Origin of the sequence: Tautonia sp. JC769 (genome assembly GCF_040717455.1) — a bacterium.
Classification (GTDB): domain Bacteria; phylum Planctomycetota; class Planctomycetia; order Isosphaerales; family Isosphaeraceae; genus Tautonia.
Window position 1 is genome coordinate 108,447 of sequence record NZ_JBFEFH010000021.1, and the last position, 22,691, is coordinate 131,137.

13 protein-coding genes and 1 pseudogene are annotated in these 22,691 nt (G+C 70.0%); 6 read left to right on the top strand and 8 right to left on the bottom strand.

What is annotated here, in order from left to right; genetic code table 11:
* Positions 1-33: 33 nt before the first annotated feature.
* The 3 genes from AB1L88_RS19340 (at position 34) to AB1L88_RS19350 (ending at position 5,246) form a co-directional block, all read left to right on the top strand.
* Complete coding sequence (locus tag AB1L88_RS19340; RefSeq protein ID WP_367098328.1) at positions 34-3,522, top strand: efflux RND transporter permease subunit; 3,489 nt, start codon at positions 34-36, stop codon at positions 3,520-3,522.
* A gap of 125 nt (positions 3,523-3,647) precedes the next feature.
* Entirely contained in the window at positions 3,648-3,938 is a 291-nt protein-coding gene (locus AB1L88_RS19345) for a DUF493 domain-containing protein (RefSeq protein WP_367098329.1), read from the top strand.
* Between the two features lie 156 nt (positions 3,939-4,094).
* Positions 4,095-5,246, top strand: a complete 1,152-nt coding sequence (locus AB1L88_RS19350) for a Sua5/YciO/YrdC/YwlC family protein (RefSeq protein ID WP_367098330.1) — start codon at positions 4,095-4,097, stop codon at positions 5,244-5,246.
* Between the two features lie 124 nt (positions 5,247-5,370).
* Here the strand turns inward: AB1L88_RS19350 and AB1L88_RS19355 are convergent, their stop codons facing one another.
* Positions 5,371-6,663, bottom strand: a complete 1,293-nt coding sequence (locus tag AB1L88_RS19355; RefSeq protein ID WP_367098331.1) for a hypothetical protein — start codon at positions 6,661-6,663, stop codon at positions 5,371-5,373.
* A gap of 577 nt (positions 6,664-7,240) precedes the next feature.
* Here AB1L88_RS19355 and AB1L88_RS19360 point away from each other — a divergent pair.
* Positions 7,241-8,989 carry an EAL domain-containing protein gene (locus AB1L88_RS19360; RefSeq protein WP_367098332.1) on the top strand — a complete coding sequence of 583 codons (1,749 nt, stop codon included), beginning with the start codon at positions 7,241-7,243 and terminating at the stop codon, positions 8,987-8,989.
* A 477-nt stretch (positions 8,990-9,466) separates the two neighbouring features.
* Here AB1L88_RS19360 and AB1L88_RS19365 read toward each other — a convergent pair whose 3' ends face one another.
* A complete protein-coding gene (locus tag AB1L88_RS19365; protein ID WP_367098333.1) occupies positions 9,467-9,958 on the bottom strand; it encodes a hypothetical protein in 492 nt (163 codons plus the stop codon).
* Between the two features lie 403 nt (positions 9,959-10,361).
* Here AB1L88_RS19365 and AB1L88_RS19370 point away from each other — a divergent pair, with 403 nt between their 5' ends.
* A complete protein-coding gene (locus AB1L88_RS19370; protein ID WP_367098334.1) occupies positions 10,362-10,490 on the top strand; it encodes a hypothetical protein in 129 nt (42 codons plus the stop codon).
* A gap of 224 nt (positions 10,491-10,714) precedes the next feature.
* Here the strand turns inward: AB1L88_RS19370 and AB1L88_RS19375 are convergent, their stop codons facing one another.
* The 6 genes from AB1L88_RS19375 to AB1L88_RS19400 all read right to left on the bottom strand — a co-directional run bounded on the left by AB1L88_RS19375 (position 10,715) and on the right by AB1L88_RS19400 (position 22,331).
* Positions 10,715-12,040: a DUF1501 domain-containing protein gene (locus AB1L88_RS19375; protein ID WP_367098335.1), complete on the bottom strand. Its 1,326-nt coding sequence runs from the start codon at positions 12,038-12,040 to the stop codon at positions 10,715-10,717.
* 39 nt (positions 12,041-12,079) lie between these two features.
* The gene (locus AB1L88_RS19380) at positions 12,080-14,446 is read right to left on the bottom strand and encodes a DUF1549 domain-containing protein (protein ID WP_367098336.1); all 2,367 of its coding nucleotides are present in this window, start codon (positions 14,444-14,446) and stop codon (positions 12,080-12,082) included.
* Positions 14,447-14,487: 41 nt separating this feature from the next.
* The gene (locus tag AB1L88_RS19385) at positions 14,488-17,280 is read right to left on the bottom strand and encodes a carboxypeptidase regulatory-like domain-containing protein (protein ID WP_367098337.1); all 2,793 of its coding nucleotides are present in this window, start codon (positions 17,278-17,280) and stop codon (positions 14,488-14,490) included.
* Complete coding sequence (locus AB1L88_RS19390) at positions 17,277-17,675, bottom strand: BlaI/MecI/CopY family transcriptional regulator (protein ID WP_367098338.1); 399 nt, start codon at positions 17,673-17,675, stop codon at positions 17,277-17,279. The genes AB1L88_RS19385 and AB1L88_RS19390 overlap by 4 nt, the downstream gene beginning before the upstream one ends.
* Positions 17,676-18,183: 508 nt before the next feature.
* Positions 18,184-18,732 (bottom strand): sigma-70 family RNA polymerase sigma factor, encoded by a 549-nt coding sequence (locus AB1L88_RS19395; protein ID WP_367098339.1) that lies wholly within the window; start codon positions 18,730-18,732, stop codon positions 18,184-18,186.
* A complete protein-coding gene (locus tag AB1L88_RS19400; RefSeq protein ID WP_367098340.1) occupies positions 18,729-22,331 on the bottom strand; it encodes a protein kinase in 3,603 nt (1,200 codons plus the stop codon). Before AB1L88_RS19400 ends, AB1L88_RS19395 begins: the two co-directional genes overlap by 4 nt.
* A gap of 74 nt (positions 22,332-22,405) precedes the next feature.
* Between AB1L88_RS19400 and AB1L88_RS19405 the strand changes: the two are divergent.
* Positions 22,406-22,691: pseudogene (locus tag AB1L88_RS19405) on the top strand (hypothetical protein); the annotation flags it as partial.

Genomic DNA, 22,691 nt, shown 5'->3' on the forward strand with positions numbered 1-22,691 from the left:
GTCGTCCCCAATGCCTGCCGAGGAGCCCTTTTCGTGAGTGGGATCATTCAATGGGTCGTCCGGAACGGGCCGGCCGTCAACACGGTGATGGTGGCCGCCATCCTGGTCGGGGTGCTGTCGCTCCTGGGCCTGAAGAAAGAGCTCTTCCCCGAGTTCCAGCTCGAGATCGTGACCATCACGGTCCCCTACCCCGGCGCCAGCCCCGCCGAGGTCGAGGAGGGGATCTGCCAGAAGATCGAGGAGGCGATCCGGGCGGTCGACGGCATCAAGAAGATCACCTCGACGGCCGCCGAGGGGATGGGAACAGTCGTTGCTGAAATGTACAGCAACATCCGAGACCCCCAGCGGGTGCTCAACGAGATCCGGTCGGAGGTGGACCAGATCCCCAGCTTCCCGCTCCTGGCCGAGGACCCGGACGTCAAGCTGCTCGCCTTCCGCCAGCCGGCGATCCGGGTCGCCCTGTTCGGCGGGTCGCAGGTCCCCGAAGGCCTGGACGAGGAGGGGCGCCGGGCCTGGCGGCTTCGCGAGGATCTCCAGCTCCGCGAGCTGGCCGAGCGGATCCGGACCGACCTGCTCGACCTGCCGTCCGTCTCGCTCGTCGAGATGCTGGCGGTCCGCGACTATCAGATCGACGTGGAGATCCCCGAGGAGACGCTGAGGCGGCACAACCTGACGCTCCAGCAGGTCGGCCTGCTGATCCGCCAGGAGAACATCGAGCTGCCGGCCGGCGAGATCCGCTCCCCCTCGTCCGAGTTCCTCGTCCGGGGCAAGAACAAGCGGCTGACGGGCGACGAGATCGCCGAGCTTCCCCTGCTGACCCGGCCCGACGGCGCCGTCCTGCGGGTCAAGGACCTGGGGACCGTGCACGACGGCTTCAACGACACGGCCCAGCGGAGCTGGATGCGGTTCCCGTCTCCCCTGGCCGACCCGGACGTCGCCCCGGCCTTCGAGGGGGAGCAGCCGTCGATCGTGATGATGGTCCAGAAGACCCGGACCGAGGACCTGATCGAGGTCGTCACCGACGTCCGCAAGTATGTGGCCGATCTCAACCTCCCCTCCGGCTACCGGGCCGAGATCTTCGACGACCAATCGATCCTCGTATCCGAGCGTCTTGATACACTCACGAGTAATGCGTTGCAGGGGCTGGCGCTGGTCTTCATCGTGCTGGCCCTGTTCCTGGAGATCCGGCTGGCGCTGTGGGTGGCGCTCGGGATCCCGGTGTCGATCGGCTTCGCGTTCATCGTCATGGCCGGGACCGGCGTGACCCTGAACATGATCTCGACCTTCGCGTTCCTGATGGCGCTCGGGATCGTGGTGGACGACGCCATCGTGGTGGGCGAGAACATCTACCGCCATCGCGAGATGGGCAAGTCCCCGGTCCGGGCGGCGATCGACGGGACGATCGAGGTCTCCGGGCCGGTCGTGGCCTCGGTCACGACGACGATCTTCGCCTTCATGCCGATGTTCTTCGTCGCGGGGGTGCTCGGCAAGGTGATCTTCATCATGCCGATCGTCGTCTGTTCGATGCTCCTGGGATCGTTGGGCGAGAGCCTCTTGATCTTGCCGAACCACCTGTCGCACCGCCGGGCGCCAATTTTGGGGGTGATCGGCCGGGTGGTCGTCTGGCTCCTGACGCCGCTCTTCGCCTGGATCTGGCTGGTGCGGGCCTTCCGGAAGCGTCGGGCCGAGACCCGGGCGATGCGGATGGAGAACCCGGTCCTGTCGGTCTACCACGGAGTCCGGTCGGGCGTGGACCGGGGGCTGAGATGGTTCATCGAACATGCTTATGAACCTTCGTTGCGGTTCTTCCTGCGGATCCCGGTGGTCTTCCTCTCGGCGATGCTGGCGATCCTGATCGGCTCGTTCGGCCTGGTGGCGAGCGGCAAGGTGCCGTTCGTGGTCTTCCCGGACTTCGACTCGAACTACATCACGGGCACGGTGACCTTCCCGGCCGGGACCCCCGCGAGCGTCGTCGACGAGGCGACCCGGCGGATGGCCGAGGAAATCGAACGCCTTCACACCGAGATTGCCGAGGAATCGGGCCGGCCGCCCATCCGGGCCATCAGCCGGTCGGTCGGCTACGTCGAAACCGGGGGGGCGGGCCCGGGCGGCTCGATGTCCACCAACGGCTCGAACATCGGCATGGTCTTCGCCGAGATGGTCGGCGGGGCGGAACGACCGATCAGCAGTTTCGAACTGGTGAATCTCTGGAGGGACGCCTCCCTGAAGCGAGTTCACGGCTTCGACGAGGCCAAATTCAGCGCCGGCGACACCGGCCCCGGGGGCAAGCCGGTCGAGTTCCAGCTCGTCGGCAAGGACATGGAGTCGCTCGAAACCCTGGCCGAACGCTGCAAGGAACGCCTGGGGACGTATGAAGGCGTGTTCGACATCGCCGACAACAGCAAGCCGGGCAAGCCGGAGATCCAGCTCCGCGTGAAGCCGTCGGCCGAGGCGCTGGGGATCGACACGAACGCCCTGTCCCAGACGGTCCGATCGGCCTTCTACGGCGAGGAGGTGATGCGGCTGCAGCGCGGCCGGCACGAGGTGAAGCTGATGGTCCGGAACCCGCCGGAGCAGCGGGAGAGCCTGGCCAACCTGCGGGAGATCCGGATCCGGACCCCCGAGGCGGGCGAGGTCCCGCTCGACGAGCTGGCCTCGGTGACGGTCGAGCGGGGGTACTCGTCGATCAACCGGATCGACCAGCAGCGGTCGATCACGGTGACGGCCGACCTCGACTCGGCCGTGGCCAACGCCCGGGAGATCACCCAGGACCTCCAGCAGAATTTCCTCCCCGAGCTGCTGGAGCTGTTCCCCGGCGTCTCGGTCCGGTGGGAGGGGCAGGAGCAGGAGACGCAGGAGTCGTTCGGCAGCCTGGTGGTGGGCTTCGTGATCGCCTTGTTCGCCATGTTCGTGCTGTTGACCTCGCAATTCCGGTCGTATCTGCAACCGTTGTTCATCCTGATGATCGTCCCGTTCGGCCTGGTCGGGGCGATCTGGGGCCACCTGTTGATGGACCTGCCGCTGACCCTGTTCAGCTTCTTCGGCCTGGTGGCGCTCTCGGGCGTGATCATTAATGACTCGATCGTGCTGATCGACTTCATCAACTCCAACGTGGCCGCGGGCCAGCCGGTCCGGGTGGCGCTGCGAGAGGCGGGCAAGGCCCGGTTCCGGCCGGTCCTGCTGACCAGCCTGACGACGGTGGTGGCCCTGTTGCCGCTCTTGACCGAGAAGAGCCTGCAAGTCCAGGTGTTGATCCCGATGGCGACGAGCCTGGCGTTCGGGCTGACGTTCGGCACGATGGTGGTCCTGATGCTGGTGCCCTGCCTGTACGCGGTGTATGCCGATGTGCTCGACTGGCTCGGCCACTCGATCAGCGAGGACCACCACCTGGAGGACGAGGTCCCGCTCTCGGTCGACCTGGACGAGGCCGGGCAGGCCCCGTCGCAACGCTCCGGGGCGGCCCCGGCCCGGGAGCCGGTGCACGCCTCGCCCGACGACCCGACCCGGACCCCGGGGGCCTGACCGGCCCTCAAGCAACCGGGGCGCCTCCCCTCCGGACAAGGGTCCGAGACTTGCCGCGGGGGGGGCGCCGCGAAACAATAGGGAGGATCAGGGCGAAGTCTCCTTCTCTGAATCAAGGGTCTCTCATGTCTCCGAACAATATCCCGTCCGCGGACCTGCTGGAGTCGGTGCATCCGTTCCCGGGCAGCTACCAGATTCGGGCGATCGGGTCGTCTGACGAGGATTTCCCGGCGCGGGTGGTGGCGGCGGTGCAGGAGGAGCTGGCCGGCCCCGGCGAGCTGGACCACTCGGTCCGGTTCACGAAGGGGGGGCGGCACGTCTCGGTCACGCTGGACATCACGGTGCAGTCGGCCGACCAGGTCCGGGCGATCTACGCCAGGCTGCACGGGGTCTCGGGCCTCCGGCTGCTGTTCTGATCGGCCGGGGCCGAGCGGCGGCCCGAGCGGCGGATTGACCGCGATCGGCGGCAGGCCGTAAGCTCGACGGCTTGGTGCGTGTCCAAACAGGTTCCTCGGTTCGGTCGCGGTGGCGATCCGGGGGTTTCCGAACGCCGAAGGCCGGGCCGAAGGCACATGAGCGATCCGAACCCGACCCCCGAACTCATCGAGCTGTTCCGGGCCGATGATCCGAGAGACGTCGTCCACCGGGCCGTGGCCTGCCTGGCGGGGGGCGGGGTGGTGGTGCTGCCGACCGGCACCGGGTACGCCCTGGCCGCCTCGGCGCTCAGGCCCGAGGCGATGACCCGCCTGGCGGGGGCCCCGGGCGCCTCGCCGCCGGGGGGGACGCACTGGCTGAAGATCTGCCTGAGGGGCCCCGACGAGCTGCTCGACTGGGCGACCGGGGCGCCGGTCGGGGCCAGGCGGGTGGCCTCGCGGTCGTGGCCGGGGCCGGTGGAACTCTTCCTGGCCGACGGCGTGGCCGGAGGCCTGGCCGACCGGCTGCCGGAGGGGTCGCGGCGGGCCCTGGTGGGGCCGGGGGGGGCGATCGCGCTATGCTGCCCCGACCACCCGTTCGTCGAGCATCTGACCCGCCTGCTCTCCGGGCCGCTGGCGATCGGCCAGCCGATCGGGCCGGAGGGGCAGCCGGTCGTCTCGGCCTCGGCCCTGGCCGGCCTGGGTGCCCCGGACCTCCTGATCGAGGACGGCCCGCCCGACGACCCGGCCGGCCCGGCGGTCCTGAGCTTCCAGGGGGAGCAGATGCACGTCGTGCGGCACGGGTCGCTCGACGACCGGACCCTGGGGAGGCTCTGCAGCACGATCATCCTGTTCGTCTGCACCGGGAACACCTGCCGGAGCCCGATGGCCGAGGCCCTGTTCAAGGTGATGCTGGCCGACCGGCTCGGGTGCCATCCCGAGGACCTGGAGGCGCACGGCTGGCTGGTCCTGTCGGCCGGGCTGTCGGCCATGCAGGGGGCCCCGGCGGCGTCGAACGCGGTGGAGGTCGTGCGGGGGTACGGCGGGTCGCTGGAGGCCCACGCCAGCCGGATGCTCGTGCCCGAGCTGGTCCGGGCGGCCGACCGAATCCTGGTCATGACCCGGTCGCACCTGCGGGCCCTGCTCGACCACGCCCCCGAGGCCGCCGACCGCGCGGCCCTGCTCGACCCGGACGGGTTCGACGTGGACGACCCGGTCGGCTCGGGCCTGGACACCTACCGGGCGACGGCCGAGTCGATCCGCAGGCACCTGGTCCCCCTGGTCGACGAGCTGACCGCGTCGCGCGGCTAGGCGGATTGCCGGATTGCCAAGGAGCGAGCGGGGCAGGATCCGCGCGGACCGGGGGCAGGGCGACCGGCGCTTGAGGCCGATCGGGCGGTCGGGCTCGGGTCGGATCGGGTCGAATCGGGGCGGATCAGCCGGGGAGGTCGCCGCCGGAGGGTCGAGGATGGCCCTCGACCGGGGGGCGGTGGGGTGTCCTGGGGTCGATCGAGGGGCGAGAGAACCCGGTCGATTGCGGTTCGGTGCGCTGATCGGGCCGAACGTCGGCGGGGGAGCCGTCTCGCCGCATCTCCTGTTGCGATTGTGGGTTCAGGCGATCGGCCTGGGTCTCGGGGGCCGCCTCGGGCGATTCGTTTCGGGAGCGGGCAGGCGCCGTATCGGGCGAGGGGGCGCGGCCGGGGTCGGGTTCGGGGGTCGGAGGGGGCATCGGCGGCGACGGCGGCGGGGACGGCGGGGCGGCGGCCGGGGCGCGACGGGCGGAGAGGTGGGGGTGGGCCTGGTGCCACTGGCGGTCCTGGTCCTTGCTGCGCTCGACCCGGATGCGCATGACCTGGTTGATCCCCCGGATCATCTCGGAGTAGGCCTCGCGGCGGTAGCGCTGGCGGAGCTGGCCCTCTTTGCTCGTGTCGATGAGGCCGAGGTGGGCGACGGCGTCGGCCTCGGCGGCGTCTCGCTCGCGCCAGCGCCGGTCGCGGAGGGTGTCGAGGCGGTCGACCTCGGCGGCGATGAGGCGTCGGAGTTCGAGGCGGGCGGGGATGAGGTCGGTCGGCACGCCGGGGACGGGATCGAACGGGGCCCGGCCGCAACAGCGGGCGAGGTGCCAGACACGCCGGACGGCCGTGTCGGCGTCGGGGCCGGGGGCCTGGGGATAGAGGCCGAGCAGGAGCATCGACCGGGCCACGTCGTCGTGATCCCAAACAATTCCCTGGGAAAGCTTTGCGTCGAGCTGGAGCCAGTGGCGCAGGAGCCACTCGCAGCCGAAGGAGGAGGCTTCGAGGTCGGCCACGGTGTTGGAGGGGTCGGCGGAGAGGCCCTGGGCGAGCTTGCGGGCGGCCTGCTGCTTCGACTTCTGCCAGTGCTCGAGGGCCAGGCGGGACGACTCGGCCAGGGCGGCCTCCTCGGCCTTGCGGCAGCGTTCGAGCCGGGCGTAGGCGAGGGCCGAGGAGCGGATGAGGGCCTCCTCGGCGTCGTTGTCGCAGCCGAGCTGCTGGGTCCAGGTGTCGGCGAACGACTTCATCAGGGCGATTTCGGCCTCGCCGTCGGGCAGGGTGGCGGTCAGGCCGTGGCTGAGGGCGTTCTGCCGGGTCTTCCGGAGGGCGTCGAGCGATCGGGGGCCGGGGGAGCGTCGGGGGGAGGGTCGGGGTTCGCTCGGGTCCGGGTTTTGATTTTGGTTCGGGTTCGGGTTCGGGTTCTGGGGGGCGTTCATGGGGGTGTCACCTCGGGAGGGGCTGCGGGATCCGACGGGGGCAATCGCGTGACGGGCATCGATCGGCCGGGCGAGCGGCGGCGTCGCCGCGACCGAGAGAGGGCCGGATACCTGAAATCATCGTGGCGAAGGGGAGCGCCAGTCACAAAAAGTGGTCGAGGTGCGGAAAAAATCCGGCCGGGGCGGCTGAGCGGGCGGCGCAGCCGAACGAGGCGACCGGGGGTCGCCCCGGGGACATCCGGGATGCCCCCACCATCGTCGGGTGGAAGGCCGCGAGGGTGCCGTCAAGGCTTCGACGACGCGCCAGCCCGGCAATCAAAAGCGGGAAATGCGTCTTCGAAGGCGGGAGGGCGTTCGACCCGACGCGCAGGGCGATCGGACGAGGGACGGTGACGAGGCGACGACCGGGGAAAACGCGAAATGGCACGCGATTCTCCAACCTTCGCAGATGAGTTTGGCGTAGACTTGAAGTGTCTCGTTTGCAGTCTGTCGCCCGAGGCGATGACGCCGAATCTTCACGCAGGTCATGGCGACCTGTCTCGCACGGACGACCCTGTTTTTTGAGCGGTCACGAACAATGGACGACCCTGCCTGCCCTGCCGGGCAGTCGCAAGCGTTTCTTCTCCAGGTGCTCGACACGCTGCCGGCGGCGGCTTATACGTGCGACGTCACGGGGCTGATCACCTACTGCAACCGCAATGCGGTGGACGTGTGGGGGCGGACGCCGCGGATCAACGACCCGGCGGACCGGTTCTGCGGCTCGTATCGCCTGTACTACGCGGACGGGCGGCTGATGCCGCATGACGAATGCTGGATGGCGAGGACGCTGAGGGATCGGGCGTCGTACAACGGGCAGGAAGTGCTGATCGAGCAGCCGAACGGGGGGATCCGGTGGGCGCTGGCGCATGCGAACCCGATGCTCGACGCGGAGGGGCGGCTGCTCGGCGCGTCGAACGTGCTGGTGGACATCACCGAGCGGAAGCGGATCGAGGAGGAGCTGGCGCATCAGGCGACGCACGACGCGCTGACCGGCCTGGCGAACCGATCGAAGTTGCTCCACGCGCTGGATCGGGAGATCGCCGATGCCGGGCGGCGAGGAGGGCCGTTCGCCCTGATCTTGCTGGACCTCGACGGCTTCAAGCGGATCAACGACACCTTCGGGCACGAGGCGGGGGACGCGGTGCTGGCGCAGATGCGGCCCCGGCTGCAGAAGGTGGTCTCGAAGCAGGACCTGGTGGCGCGGCTGGGGGGGGACGAGTTCGGCATCCTGCTTCGGGGGGCCGATGAGCACCGGGCGCGGCGGGTGGGGGCGGCGATCGTGGCGTCGATCGGCCTGCCGCTGCCGGTCGGCGGCCGGCGGATGGCGGTGGGGGCGAGCCTGGGGGTGGCGACCTGGCCGGGCCAGGGCCGGGACGCCTCGGAACTGCTCAGGCATGCCGACATGGCGATGTATGCGGCCAAGCGGGCGAGGTCGGGGTTGGAGGTGTACGTCGAGTCGCGGCGGGGCCCGTGCCCGGACGAGCGGTCGCTGGCCTGCGAGCTGGCCCAGGCGATCGATCGGGGGGCGCTCGAGCTGCACTATCAGCCGATCGTCGCGGTGGAGACGTGGAAGGTGGTCGGGGTGGAGGCCCTGGTGCGGTGGCCGCACCCGGAGCGGTCGCTGATCCATCCGGTCGACCTGATGCCGCTGGTCGAGTCGCACGGCCTGTCGACGCAGCTGGATCACTGGGTGTTCGGCGAGGCGATGCGGCAGCAGCGGGCCTGGCGCGAGGGGGGCCTGGCGCTGGAGTTGAGCGTGAACCTGTCGATCGAGAGCCTGCTGGACGACCGGACCCTGAACGCGATGCTGGAGATGATCGAGGAGTCTCCGCCGCACAGGCTGACGGTGGAGCTGAGCGAGCGGTCGGCGGTGAGCGATCCGAAGCGGGCCCAGCAGGCGCTGGACCACTTCCGGGCGCTGGGGGTGCGGGTGGCGCTCGACGATTACGGCACCGGGTATTCCGGGCTCGATCACGTGAAGCTGCTGACGGTCGACGAGGTGAAGCTGGACCGGTCGTTCGTGCGCGGGTTGCCCGGCTCGACCACCGACGCGAGGATCGCCGAGGCGGTGCTCTCGCTCAGCCACGCGCTGGGCCTGGTGGTGACGGCCGAGGGGGCGGAAGACGAGGAGGCGCTGGGCTGGCTGGAGGCGCACGGGTGCGATCGGGTGCAGGGCTTCTGCCTCTCGGAACCCCTGCCGCCGGACCGGCTGGCGGCCTGGCTGGAGTCGCTGGATGGGCTGCACACGCGGCGGCGGCCGGTCGGGCCGTTGGCGGCGCAGGGGTGATCGGGGCGGGGGACGGGTACGCCCGGCTTGATGGGTGTCAATTCAACACGTTGACCAGGACATAGCGCAGGAGCACGATCAGGGCGACGAAGCCGAGGATGATGAGCAGTTTGACGGGAAGCCAGCCTCGCCAGTATTTCCGAATCACGTGGGACCTCGGGTGGGAATGGGGTTTGATCGGGGCGGAGGAAGGAGGCTCTCCCCTCCGAGGATAACCGATCGGGGTGGCAAGATCAGCGGGCGGGTGTGCCCGTGCCCTCGCGGGTGCTCGGGACGCCCGGTCATGGGGATCACCGGGCGTGCATTGTCGGCAGTCGGGATCCGGCCCGGCGTGATCGACGGCGAGGGCGACTCCACCTGGCCCCGGTCCGGGGGCGTGCCGAGCCTGGAAACGCCTGATTGGGCAACGCTCGGGAGAGGTCGGTCGTGCCACTTCCCAGGCGAGGCACGAAGACCTTGCCTCGGGCGCCTGTCGCGTCACTCCAGAGGAGGGAGGTCGACCGGACGCGCCAGCCAGGGCAGGCGAGCGACACGAAGGTACGCTTCGGACGCTCGATCCTGCTGGAGGGCCAATGCCTGGTAAGACGCCATCTTCCGCGAGGCGTTTGCGATCCCTTCTTCCAGGAGCTGGAGCGTCTCGGCGTGATCCCGGGGGACGCGATTGAGGGCGACGGTGAGCGAGTGCTCGGGGTCCTCCCTCAGCAGGGCCAGGTCGTTGCGGAAGGCACCTGAAATTGCCTTCATATTCTCCGCGAACGTTGCATTCTGCCGGGCGAGGGCGCGATAGGAGCGGGCCCGGGCCAGGCAGTCTTGTCGACGCTCGAACAGCCGCCAGCCGCCGACCGTGAGCGCCGCCATCACCACGATGATCAGCAGCGTTTGGAGGCGGAACGTGAGTCTTGGCCAGCGCAATCGCCTGGTCAGGATCGATCGGAAGGGCGACCCGGGCCCGGGCCGGTGAGAGGGCATGCGAGGTTCTCCGATGGTCCAGCGAGGGTGGATGAACAGGCAGACTCGGTGGGGCGGCATGGCTACAGCTTCATGGGCATGGTCGGGCGAAGGGCGGACCCGGGCAGGCCCTCGCGGCCGTGGGCCTGGCACCCGGCGGTTCGCCTTGGCGTGCGACCCGCCCGCACAATCATCCCCAAGAAGAAGCAAGAACACCACCATCGATTTGGGGATGCCAATCAGTGCTGAGAGCGGTGAGGTGGGGATCGAGGGCCGCTTCCTCGGGCCACTCCTCTCCGGAGAGGCGGACTCGGACGACGCCACCGGTCGCATCACGGAACAAGCTTATCCCGGATCCCGGGCGCAGGGAATCGATGATCCAGGACTCCTTGACCGGCCCCCCTCCGGCGGCCGACTCGGGCCGATGGCGACCCAACCCGAGCGCCTGCCGGACGTCTTGCTCCGTCATCCCGGGCCGCAGCCGGTCGAGACGGTCGGGGATCTGTCGGACGATGGAACGGGGCACGCCCTGATCGTTCACCGAGAGCTCTGAGAGCCAACCCGGCAGGACGAGCGCGAGGACGACCGCCAGGACACCGAGACGTCGTCATGGCGTCCGTCCGGACGGCGGGGCGGGTTCAAGGCAACCCGTCGTCGGAGGATCGCTCCATGGAGTCACCAGCGCCACCCGACCGCACGGACGCCAGGAGGAAGAGCCGTGCCCGCGCCTTGCTCGACCTGACCGGCGAAGGGATGCAAGGCTCCGAAGGCCCTGCTTCAGGCGAGGAGGGCGTCCACGACCTGCCCGTCACGGAAGAGGGACAGCGGTCGACCGCTCGGTGAGATGAGCTCGTGGCCGTCCCCGAGGCCGAGGGCCTGGAACACAGTCGCCGAGAGATCGTCGGGGGAGCAGGGATCGACCGTCGGCGCCGACCCGGTACGGTCCGTCTCGCCGTGCACGTACCCCCGACGGAACGAGCCGCCGGCCAGCAGCACCGACATGGATCGGGGCCAGTGGTCTCGGCCACCGTTGCCGTTGATCGCCGGCGTCCGGCCGAACTCGCCGGCGCAGTAGACGATCGTCTCATCCAGGAGCCCACGCCCGTCCAGGTCGTCGATCAGGGCGGATAGGGCCGCGTCGAGCGGCGGGATGAGCCGATCTCGCAGCGCGTCGAAGTTGCCGGCGTGCGTGTCCCAACCGCCGACGCTGACCGTCACGAATCGCGTGCCGGCCTCGATCAATCGACGCGCCGCGAGCAGGCCCCGCCCCAGGGGAGAATTGCCATAGCGATCGCGGAGCAGCTCGGGCTCGCGATCGATCTCCAGGGCCTCGGCGACGGCTCCGGATCGGAGGAGGTCGAGGGCGCCCGCCTGAAAGTCGTCGAGGCCGTCGAGCAACTCCGACCCCTCGAGTGCCGCCAGGCCGCGATCGAGGCGGTCGCGGAGGGAGGCTCGGCCCTCCAGCTCGTGCAGCGGAAGGCCCTCGGGCAAGGAGACGCCCCGACCCCGGAACGGGCCGGTCGACGGGTCACCCTCGACCTCGAAGGGGGCGAAGGCGGGGCCGAGGTGGCCCGGACGGGCGGGAAGCCCCTCGCGGAGCGATTGGAAGACGATCGCGGCCGGCAGCCCCGACCGGGAGCCGAGGAGCCGGGACGCCAGCGAGCCCAGGAAGGGATACTCGACCGGGCCGCCGGGGCGGTTCCCGGTCGTCATGTAGGTCGTCCCCGGCTCATGGTCCGTGATGGTGTGCTCGACCGATCGGACGAGGGTGATCCGATCCGCAACCGCAGCGAGCCCCGGGAGGTGCTCGCAGAGTTGCAAGCCGGGAGACCGGGTGTCGATCGGGCGGAACTCGCCTCGGATTTCGGCCGGGGCCTCGGGTTTCAGGTCCCACAGGTCGATCGTCGATGGTCCGCCGGCCAGCCAGAGGAAGATGACTCCCTCGGCCCTTCGCCTTCCGACGGGCGTCGACCGAGCCCCGAGCGATCGCCGGCGCAGCAGGTCGGAGAGGCCGAGGCCGAGCAGGCCGCTCGCGCCGATACGAATCAGGTCGCGCCGATGAAACCCTTCGCAGTCGGTCGGGGCGTGCTCGCGGTGGGTCATGGTTGGCCTCGGGGAGGACGTTGAAACCGCTCGACGCGGTCAGCGGACGAGCAGGAATTCCCGGGTGTTGACGAGCGACCAGAGCAAGGCGACGTAGGCCGAGCGGCGGTCGTCGCCGCCCGAAACATGATCGAGCGCCGCCGCCCGTTCGTCGTCGTCGGGGAAGCGGGAAAGCGTCGCGAGGAAGAGCTCGTCCACGGCCTGGCGACCCGAGACCCCCCGGTCGATCAGCCGATCGATGCGAGGCGCCCCCTCGATCCGATCGAGGAGCTCGTCATCGACCATCAGGAAGAGCTGCTGGGCGAGCGAGGGGGTTTCGGATCGCTCGCAATCGCAGATCGCCGATCGTTCCGACCGCCCGAAGGTCCGCAGGAGTCGCCCGAGGTGGGGATCCTCGACGCGGTTCGAGGCGAGTTCGATGGCCCGGCCGACGCGCTCCTTCCCCCCGGTCCCCTCCGGCCCGGGTCCGTCCCCGAGGGCGACGGCAAGGCTGTCGGCCACCGCCTCGGCCGGCACGCGGCGCAGTCGGGCCTGTGCGAACGTGCCGGGGCGGTCGAGGCCGGCCGAGGCCGGGACGATGGCGCGTTGATAGGCGGCCGAATTCAGGATCCGACGTTCCAACTCCCGGATGTCGTACCCGCTGGCGACGAAGTCGCGCGCCAGCGATTCGAGCAGTCCGACGTCGCCCGGCGGGTTCGACGCCGAGAACCCGTCGACCGGCTCGACGAGACCCTCGCCGAAGTAGCGGGCCCAGACCCGATTGACGAGGACGGGGGCGAGATACGGGTTGTCCGGTTCGAGGAGCCAGGAGACCAGAGCCTCGCGGGGATCGCCCGCGGTCGGGTCCACCTCGACCCCGTTCGGCAACCTCGGCGGCACGGCTCGGCCGGTCGACGGGTCGGGCAGGAGTCGAGGCCGGTCGTTGAGGTAGAGTTCCCGGACCCTCGGGATCGGGCCGGTGTCGGCCTCCCCCGTCCTCTGCGCGACCAGACGGCGCTGGACGGCGGCCCTCACATCCGGCGAGGTTCCGAACTCCACGCGAGCGAAGAGGTTCGAGAAGCCGGCATAGTCGCGGGTCGTCCAGCGATCGGACGGGTGTGTGTGGCACTTCGCGCAGCCGATCTGAACGCCCAGGAACGCCGAGGCCACGCGCTCGGCCATCTCGCCTTGCGGGTACGAACCGTCGGGATCGGACCGTCGCCAGAAGAGATCGAGCTCGGCCCTCCCGGCGTAACCGGTCTCCTCGCCCGAGACCAGAGCCCGATGGAGCTCGATCTCGCGATCGAGCCAGGGATCGGCCGAGAGATCGCCCCGGCTCGTGGCCCGGAGCACGCCCCGGACGATCGCATCGTATCCGACGTTCTCGGCGATCCGCCGACGATACCATTCGTGCCAGTCGGCCAGACGCCTCGGGCGGAGTTCCGGCGGCCCCTCGACCCGGTCGATGTTGGCCCCGGTGATCTCGCAGAGTCGGGTCGCCCAGAGCGCCGCATGCCGCGGGTGTTCCAGGAGTTCGTGGATCTTGCGGGAGCGTTTGTGCGGGTCGGGGTCGGCGAGGAAGGAACGCACCTCCTCGGGGGTCGGGACCCGCCCGATCGCGTCGATCGTCAGGCGGCGGAGGAAGTCGGCATCGCTGGCGACCGGCGCGGGCTCGATCCGGAGCGCCCGGAGCCGGGCGAGCACGAGGGCGTCGATCGGATCGGGGGGGTCTTGCGGAGGGCTCACGACTCCGTGCTCGATGGCGACCAGGATCTGCGACGTGGCCCAGCTCCCGCGATATTCGACGATCAGGGAGGTCGCCCCCGGGCCGATCGCGCGCACCTCGCCATCGGGAGCGACCTCGACGACCGTCTCGTCCCGGGCGCGAAAGGTACAGTATTCGGTCAGGTCGACGCGGTCGCCGTCCTCGAAGACCGCCGTCACCCGAAGTCGGGTCGCCTGTCCGGCCCGCTCGAATCGATGGGCGGCCGGCTCGACCTCCAGGCGATCGACCGCCGGCGCGTCGAGATCGCGCGGCGTCCCGGCCTCGATCCAGGCTCGGAGGGTCTGTTCCTCCCACGATCCGGCCTCGAAGCGGACGCCGCCCCCGTGGGGGACGCGGCCCGTCGGCTTCAGCAGGAGCAGGCTGCGCTCGGGCTCGATCGGGTTGACCAGGCGTCCCATCCCCGATCGGGTCAGGGCGAAGTAATCGGCCTCCGGATCCTGGCCGAAGAGGCTCAGGCGGAGCCCCCCCCTGCCCTGGAACGAACCGTGACAGGCCCCCGCACTGCACCCAAGCCGGCCGAGCAGGCCGACCACGTGGCGGTCGAATTCGACGGCCGGCCCCGGCGTATCGGGACGAGGGACGCAGGCCGCCCGGCAGGGGGCCAGCGTCGAGACCGCCAGGACCGCCGCAAAGAATCGCATCAACACGATTGCACCCGTTTCTTCGGGGTCGCGACTCGGATCTAGGGGCCCGCCCGGGATTCTGCCTCGTCCGGAATTTGCAGGACGATCTCCCGCTCTTCTGCCTCGGCCAGGCGAACCGGCTCCGAGTCGACCCGCCTGCCGTCGACCACCGCGAAGGCCCTGACCTCGGCGTCCGGCAGGAGCTGGCTCGATCGGAAGCGACCGTCCCGCTGGTTCTCGAACGTCACGTCGGCCGTGAGGTCGTCGCCGATGATGAAGGCCGGGAACTTCCCCTCGTCGCCGGTGTACGAGGCACCGACGCGAGCGTCGTCGACGGGCTGCCCGTCGGGGCCGAGCACCTTGACCAGGAGCACGGGCGCGACATAGCGCACCACCTGGATGTCGCGGTGATCCCCCTCCAGGGTGCCGAGCGTCACTTCACGGCCACCTTGCAAGGGGGCGTCCTCGGCCACCCGGAAGCGCAGGGCGCTATGCTCGTTCGTCATCAGGTCGGCCCGGGCGTCTTCGAGTCCGTGGGGGGCGAGGATCGAGAATCGGCCGACCTGTCCGGAGACCGGGTGGGCCTGGGTGTACCAGAATCCGTCGTCGAACCGGCCGAACAGCGAGGGCTCATGCCCGCTCCGCGGTCGCCCCTCGCTGTCGACGAACTGGAACGCGATCTCGACATGGGGCACGGCCCGGAGTTCGATGGGCGGGCCTTCGGCCCGTTCCTCCAGCTCGACCCGCTGCGCGACGAAGACGGCGGGCAGGGGTCGCCGCTCCGGCCCCTGGCCCCTCTCATAGGTGCTGCTCGGGTCGTACCCCTGGTCCGTGGGACGGACCCGATAGGGGCCGGGCGGAAGGGGACCGAAGGTAAATTGCCCGTCGGCGTCGGCCACCGCCACGCGACGGATGTGGTTGGCCACGGGAACCCCCTGCGGTACGCCGGGGCTGCCCTCATGATCGGCCTCGACATACGCCCCCGCGATCCCTTCGCCGTCGATATCGACCACGCGTCCTGTCAGCACCACGCCGTCCTCGAGCACGAAGGTCCCCAGGTCGCCTCGACGTTCCGGCGGGATCTCAAGGGCCTGGGGCGCTTTCTCATTCGGGAGGACCCAGACCACGCCGGGACCGGAGCGCGCCAGGACCAGCCGGAATCGCCCCTCATCGTCGGTCCGAGTGTCGGCGAACGAGCCATACTCCGAGACGATGTCGGCGTTCGCCGGCCGCGAATAGGACAGCACCTTGACGCCCGAGATCGGGCGGCCATCCGTTCCCTGGACGATGCCGGTGACGGCCGCGCCCGGCAGCAGCTCGACCTTCTCGAAGAACGGCCGCTCGCCCAGCGTCTCGTTCTTGCGGATCATCGTCAGCGAGTAGCCGAACCCCGTGCGAGGCGCGTACTCGGGATGCACCACGTCGAGCTCGATGTACAAGGCCGGCTCGGCGACCTGCCCCGGCGGGATCGTGAAGGTGTACTCTCCGTTTTCGTCGGTCTCGTGCGTCGTCTCCTCGATCAGGCGGTTCTCGCCGGCCCGAGAGAGACTGCGACGGACGACGACGGTCGCGCCGGCCAGCGGGGCCTTGCTCTCCTTGTCGAGGACCACGCCGGTGTAGGTCAGTTCCTCGCCCTCGTCCGCGTCCTCGGGATTGACCGTGGGAGGCGCTTGAGGAGATTCGTCCCGGGCCGGGGCCGGGGCCGGCGGCGAGGCCCCGAGCCGAACGCTGGCGATCGCGCACACGACCATCACGGCGACGGCGTAGCTGATCGCCCCCCAGATCGGGCGGCAACGAGCCCTCGGTGTCCTGGTCCGGGTCACGAGCATGACGACCCTCCGCGTTAGCTGGGAACGGCGTTCGAAGAGGCCGAGGGCCGTCGCCGGCCATCGACGCGCCGCGCGATCCCGCGCGGCGCTCACGAGGAATTCGGCATAGTCGACGGCCCCCCCCGCCTCGGCCATCGCTTCGGCATCGGCCAGGACATCCTGGCCGAGTCGCAGCTCGCGACGGAGCCACCAGCAGGTCGGCAGGAACCAGAACAGGGTGCTCGCCAGGGTTGCGAGCTGCCATGCCCAGAGATCGCCGCGGCGCACGTGCGACCACTCGTGGGCCAGGGCCGATCGGAGGATCGGGCCGTCGTCGTGGCCCATCGAGGCCGGCAGGACGATCACCGGGCCGCCTCGCAGGAAGGCGATCGGCATCTCGACTCGATCGCTCTCGACGAGACGGACACGCGTGCCACCCGCCCCGGCGATGCGACGGAAGGCCGTCGCGACATGCTCCGGAGCCGGACGGGAGGAGCGGCAGAGGCTCGAGAGCCGGACGTACGCGACCAGCCAGAGGGACGCGTGGGCGATCGTCACCGCCCCGTAGACGATGAGCAGAATCGCGCCGGGCCGGCGGGAATCCCGGCGGGATCCTACTTCGACGGGGTCACGCCTCGGCCGATCGGTGGGGATCGCGGCCGCCGCCGGCCCCGGCCGGTCCATCGCGGCCGAGTCGGCCTCGGCGACCCTCCGCGCTCGATCGACCGCCATCCGGCCCTCGACCCGTTCCCCGCCGCCGGTCGGTGCGATCCCGATCGCGGGCCGGCCCTCCATCGCATCGGATCGCGTCGAGACCAAGGGGATGGTCAGGGGCCATCGCGGCAGGCTGGGGATCGCGAGCATGGCCGGGAGGATGACCGCGGAGCCCAGGGTCAACACGATGACCCGGACGCGATGGACCGGCTCGCGGCAGGAGAGGGCCGCGAGGCAGCCGATCACCGTCACGAGCCCGGAGCCGACCGCTACGTTCGCCAGGAAGGTCCCGGATTGCCCGATCCAGGGCCCGTCGAGAATGTCGGTCATCGGCCTCCCCCCCCGTTCGAGTCTCGCCGCTTCCGCCGCCTCGCCCGCGCGATGATCTGCTCGAGATCGCGCAACTCGTCGTCGCTCGGATCCTTGGCCTCCAACAGGCTCAGCACGACCTGGTCGAGCGCCCCGTCGAAGACCCGCTGGAGGAACCGAGAGGTCTCGTGGTCCCGGCCGTAGACCGGGGCGTAGATGAACGTCCTGCCCTCGGCCCGATGGCGGACCAGGCCCTTGTCCTCCATGATCCGGAGCAGCGTCTGGACCGTGTTGAAGGCCTGCTCTCCCCGCGAGGAGAGCCGCTCGTGGACCTGACGGACGCTCCCCTCCCCCAGCTCCCAGAGCGCCTTAAGAACTTCGAGCTCACGCCGACTCGGCGTCACGTCGTCTCGCACCGTGGTCCTCCTGGCCCGTCCTGCGCGTCACCCGGCAGGGCGGCCGCCTAACTTATTAGGTTAGGTGAACCCTAGCCGACACCTGGCCGGGTCGTCAAGTGGGGACGCCCGCGATTTTTGTCACGGGGTCGTTCCCCTCGACACCAGATTGATCGTATTAACAAACTTTCATTCGAAAAAAGGGGCCCGCCGGCCTTCGATCGGTGTTCGGAGCGGCCCGACGGCCTTGCCCGCCCGATCCGGAGGGGCGGCGCCTCTCGCGTCATGCAGTGGAGGAATCGGTCCGGAGGATTTCGGCCTCGTCGATCAGGGCAGCGACCTCGTCCCGAGGCTCCGGGATCGCGGTGCGAGCCTCCTCGGGGAGTTCGGACTTGTCGGGCCGAGGCAGACGGAGTCACTCGCTCCGTGGGCCTCTTCGTTACCGTCTGGCGAAGACCATCTGGCGGTGGCGGCCGATTCACCTCGGTGCGGTCTCGCAGCGGGGGTGGTCCGATGTTTCGACGGCTGCTCAGGGCCCGTCGAGCGCGACGGCGAGCCAGGCGCGGGCGAAGGCCCACCAGGTGTCCGCGGTCCGGGGGGAGACGCCGAGCGCCCGGGCGCACTCGTCGAGCGTCAGGCCGGCGAAATACCGGAGCTGCACCAGTTCGGCCTGGCTCGGGTACTCGACGGCCAGGCGGCACAACGCCTCGTCGAGCGCCTCGAGCCTTGCGTCCGTCGGGGCGATGGCCGGGTGATCCGGATCGAGTTCGACGCGCCGGGCCTGCCCGCCCCGCTTAGCGGCGTTGCGGGCCCGTGCGTGATCGACGAGGATGCTCCGCATGGCCCGGGCGGCCGCCCGCAGGAAGTGGCTGCGCGACTCGAACGACCGCCCGCCGGTCAGCCGCGCGTAGGCCTCGTGGACGAGCGCCGTGGCGTCGAGCGTGTGCCCCGGCCTCTCGCTTGCCATCTTCGCGGCGGCGAGCTTACGCAGCTCGTCGTAGACCAGGGGAAGCAGCTCGGCGGCGGCGTGGGGGTCGCCGCGGTGGGCCGCGTCCAGGAGTCGCGAGACGTCCGTCATGGCGGGCTCGATCCCGGGAGCGGCGTGCCGTCGAACACGCAGACGCCGCCCCTCAGATCCGTCCCGACGATCCAACGGCCGTCCGGGCTGAACCGGACGGACTCGGCGCCGACGTCGGGCCTCAGGGTGATGAGCTCGTCGCCCGTCGCCGCGTCCCACAGCTTCCAGGTCTGGTCGCGGGTGACCGTGAGGATCCGGTCGCCGTCCGGGCTGAAGTAAGGCTCCCGCATGTCCCCGACGCCCGCGAGGGAGACGATCTCCCTCCCGGTCTCGACGTCCCACACGATGGCACGATTGTCGCCGCCGAGGGTCACGATCCGCGCGCCGTCGGGGAGGAGCCACGCGTGGCCTTCCCGGACCGTCCGGATCTTCCTGCCGGTCCGGACGTCCCACTCGGTCACCGAGGCCTCGTCGGCGGCGACGATCCGCGTGTCGTCGGGGCTGAAGGCGGCGAAGACCTCGGAGAAGCGCCCGTCGAGCGTACGGAGGAGATCCCCGGTCCGCACGTCCCAGACCTTCAACTCTTGCTGCAAACTTCCATCATTCTCGATGCCTGGGTCCGAGAGATCCCAGCCCTCGGTCACCACCATCGACCCATCGGAACTGAACGAGGTCGGGCTGTTCCAGTAACGAAGCCCTTCCAGCGTGTGCAAGATCTCCCCGGTCTGAACGTCCCAAACCAACGCCCGCCCCCCCCGGTTGAAACACACGGTGATGAGCCGGGTGCCTTGCGGATCGGGGCTGAATTGCGCGGAGAACACACCCCCGTTTTGCACAGTGAGGATGGAGGCGACCGTCTCCTCCCGCACGTCCCACACGCGGATCTCGGAAGATCGCGGCGAGGGCGCCTGGCCCTGCTTCCAGACGACAGCGACCCGGGAACCGTCCCGACTGAAGGTGACGTCCCGGAGGCGCCACCCGGGTCCGTCGGGGCCGGTTTCCAGGAAGGCGAGCGGGCCGGGGGGCGGATCCACGTCCCAGACCCGGGCCGTCCCGTCCCGGCTGGCGGTGAGGATGGAGGCGCCGTCCGGGCTGAAAAAGGCGCTACTCACCCGGCCCCGATGGCCGTCGAACGTCCTGATGAGGGCGCCGGTCCGGGCGTCCCAGAGCCTTGCCGAGGAATCGTCCTCGTCGGCGGCGAGGAGGCGTTCGCCGTCCGGGCTGAAGGTCGCTGATCTCGCGCGACGGAGGTCACCCCCTTGCAGGGTGAGCGTCACCCTCCCGGTCTCGGCGTCCCAGATCTTCGCGGTCCTGTCGCTGCCGCCGCCGACCATGAAGATCCGCGTCCCGTCGGGACTGAACGCGACACTCGACCCCGAAACGAAGTCCTGGCCTTCGAGGGTTCGGATGAGTGTCCCGGTCTGGACGTCCCACAGCCTGGCGGACTTACCATCGAAGTCGATACTGAGGATTCGTGCGCCGTCGGGGCTGAACGAGACGGAGTCCCGCTGTTCGACCTGCTCGTCGAGCGACTGTTCCTTCTTGCCGGACCTGGCATCCCAGAGCGTCGGCGCCCCCCCCCCCATGGGATCGACGAGGAGCCGCTTGCCGTCGGGGCTGAACACGGCGGATCCGAGTTCGAACGACGTTTCCCCGGGGTCGATGGCGTATTCTTCCTCACCGGTCCTGGCGTTCCACACGATGGCCTTCGCCAGGCCCACGAACATGCCCGCACCGGCCAGGGTGAGGATCTGCGTGCCGTCTCGACTGAACAGGCGGGTGTGGTGATAGTTCGTGCCCCCCTCGAGCGTGAATCGCTCCGTCCCCGTCCGGGCGTCCCACACCTTCGTCGTCTCGTTTTTCAACCCGGACGTGAGGATCTGCGAGCCATCGGGGCTGAACTCGGCGTACGTCACGGAGTCCCCTTCGGCGTGCCCGTCGAGCGTGTGGATCAGCGTCCCGGTCCCGGCGTCCCAGACCTTCGCCGTCCCGTCCTCGCTCGTCGTGACGATCCGCTCGCCGGTCGGGTCGTACGCGGCGTATTCCACCCCGCCGGAGTGCCCCTCGAGCGAGAGCCGGTGGCCCGTGCGGCAGAGGCGGTCGAGGTAGTGCCACTCCCATCCGCGCAGCCGGGGCGGGGCCTTGTCGAGGAGCGAGACCGCGTTCACCGCGCTGCCGTCCCGCCACGACGACTCGGCCAGTTGCATCGACCGGGCGTAATCGAGGCGGATCAGCCGCTCGCGCTCGGCCTCCAGGGCCCGATTGGCGTCGAGCGCCTCCCGGGCCCTGGCGGCGGCGACCCGCTCCTGCTCGACCGCCCTCCTGGCGTTCGCGGCCGCCGCGTACTCCTGCTCGCGGGCATGCCGCTCCGAACGCACCGACATCGCGGCGAACGCCAGGCTCACGCCGGTCGCGACCAGCAGCACCGCGGCGAACGACCCGGCCGTCAGGACCGCGCCCCGGTTCCTGCGATAGAGCTTCGCCAGCCGGTAGCCCAGGGTCGGCGGGCAGGCCTCGACCGTCTCGCCGTCGAGGAACCGCCGGATGTCCTTCGCCAGGCCGTTGGCCGTCTCGTAGCGCCGCGTGCGGTCCTTCTCCAGCGTCTTCATGACGATCCAGTCGAGTTCCCCGCGCAGCAGCCTCGTGAGCCGGACCGGCTCCGTCTGCCGGCATGCGGCCAGCGACGGCAGCGTCCGGGTGGAGCTCAATCGCGTGCTCGGCCGGGGCGGCTCCTCTTCGCGGATGAGCCGACGGATCTCCTCCCAGGCCGCTTGCTTGAAGCGGTCCTTCTCCAGCGGCGTCGTCCCGGTCAGCAGCTCGTACAGCAGGACGCCCAGCGAATAGACGTCCGACCGCGTGTCGACGTCCAGGTTGTTGAGCTGCGCCTGCTCGGGGGACATGTAGAGCGGCGTCCCGATCACGGCGTCGTGGCCCGTGTGCAGCGTGCGGTCCGTGAGCCGCTGGTGCAGCGCCTTGGCGAGCCCGAAGTCGATGACCTTGGGGACCGGCCGGTCGTCGTACGGGGCCACCAGGATGTTCGAGGGCTTCAGGTCCCGGTGGATGATCCCCTTCTGGTGCGCATGCTGGACGGCCGAGCAGACCTGCACGAACAGGTCGAGCCGATCGGCGACGTTCATCCGCAGCGCGTCGCAATACTCGGTGATCGGGATGCCCTTCACGTACTCCATGGCGAAGAACGGCCGGCCGGCGTCGGTCAGGCCGCCGTCGAGCACCTTGGCGATGTTGGGGTGGTCCATCATCGCCAGCGCCTGGCGCTCGGCCTCGAAGCGGGCCAGCACCGCCTTCGAATCCATCCCGCTCTTGATCAGCTTGAGGGCCACCTTGCGCCGGACCGGCTCGGTCTGCTCGGCGACCCAGACCGTCCCCATGCCCCCCTCGCCGATCGGCTCCAGCAGCTTGTACCGGCCGGCGATCACGGTGCCGACGAGCGACGATGCCCGGTGGTCTGCCGTCGGATCGTCACGGTTGACGCCGTCCGGGCGATCCAGCAGCGGCTGCGAGCGGTCGTGCTGGTCCAGCAGCAGGTCGAGGCGTCGCCGCAACCCCGATCGGCCGGAGCACTCGCGGTCGAGGTAGGCGTCCCGCTCCGATCGGTCGGGTATGGCGATGGCGGCGGCGAACAGGTCGAGTTCGTTCATCGAATGGGTCCTCCGACTCACCAGGCGGATTCCACCGACGAATGGCGCAGTCCTTCGCGAGGATTCTCGGGGCGATGGCCGACCGAGTCGGTTCGTCCTGCGGACGGCGTCCTCAGCGGTTGGCACTCGCCGAACCGTCAGGGGCGCAGGATATCCGCCTGACCCTGCTGGAGCGGATGCTCAAGGACGTCGGCGGCATCCCGATCCATGGCGGCCGGCGCCCGCCTCGGGACGCCGGCCGGCCCGATCTCCCGAACCCGGACCACTGCCGAGCCGGTGCGGCGTCCGAGGCAGTCGTGCCCGCCGGGATGATCGCGTCCCCCTCAGCCGTGTCGATCGGGGGGCGGCAGGACGCGCTCG

What these genes read in the sequence shown, in the direction of transcription:
- AB1L88_RS19360 (WP_367098332.1), top strand. Translation starts at nt 7,241, where the DNA reads ATGGACGACCCTGCCTGCCCTGCCGGGCAGTCGCAAGCGTTTCTTCTC.
- AB1L88_RS19375 (WP_367098335.1), bottom strand. Translation starts at nt 12,040, where the DNA reads ATGACCCACCGCGAGCACGCCCCGACCGACTGCGAAGGGTTTCATCGG.
- AB1L88_RS19400 (WP_367098340.1), bottom strand. Translation starts at nt 22,331, where the DNA reads ATGAACGAACTCGACCTGTTCGCCGCCGCCATCGCCATACCCGACCGA.
- AB1L88_RS19345 (WP_367098329.1), top strand. Translation starts at nt 3,648, where the DNA reads ATGTCTCCGAACAATATCCCGTCCGCGGACCTGCTGGAGTCGGTGCAT.
- AB1L88_RS19395 (WP_367098339.1), bottom strand. Translation starts at nt 18,732, where the DNA reads ATGACGGACGTCTCGCGACTCCTGGACGCGGCCCACCGCGGCGACCCC.
- AB1L88_RS19385 (WP_367098337.1), bottom strand. Translation starts at nt 17,280, where the DNA reads ATGACCGACATTCTCGACGGGCCCTGGATCGGGCAATCCGGGACCTTC.
- AB1L88_RS19350 (WP_367098330.1), top strand. Translation starts at nt 4,095, where the DNA reads ATGAGCGATCCGAACCCGACCCCCGAACTCATCGAGCTGTTCCGGGCC.
- AB1L88_RS19365 (WP_367098333.1), bottom strand. Translation starts at nt 9,958, where the DNA reads ATGCCCTCTCACCGGCCCGGGCCCGGGTCGCCCTTCCGATCGATCCTG.
- AB1L88_RS19370 (WP_367098334.1), top strand. Translation starts at nt 10,362, where the DNA reads ATGGCGACCCAACCCGAGCGCCTGCCGGACGTCTTGCTCCGTCATCCC.
- AB1L88_RS19355 (WP_367098331.1), bottom strand. Translation starts at nt 6,663, where the DNA reads ATGAACGCCCCCCAGAACCCGAACCCGAACCCGAACCAAAATCAAAAC.
- AB1L88_RS19380 (WP_367098336.1), bottom strand. Translation starts at nt 14,446, where the DNA reads ATGCGATTCTTTGCGGCGGTCCTGGCGGTCTCGACGCTGGCCCCCTGC.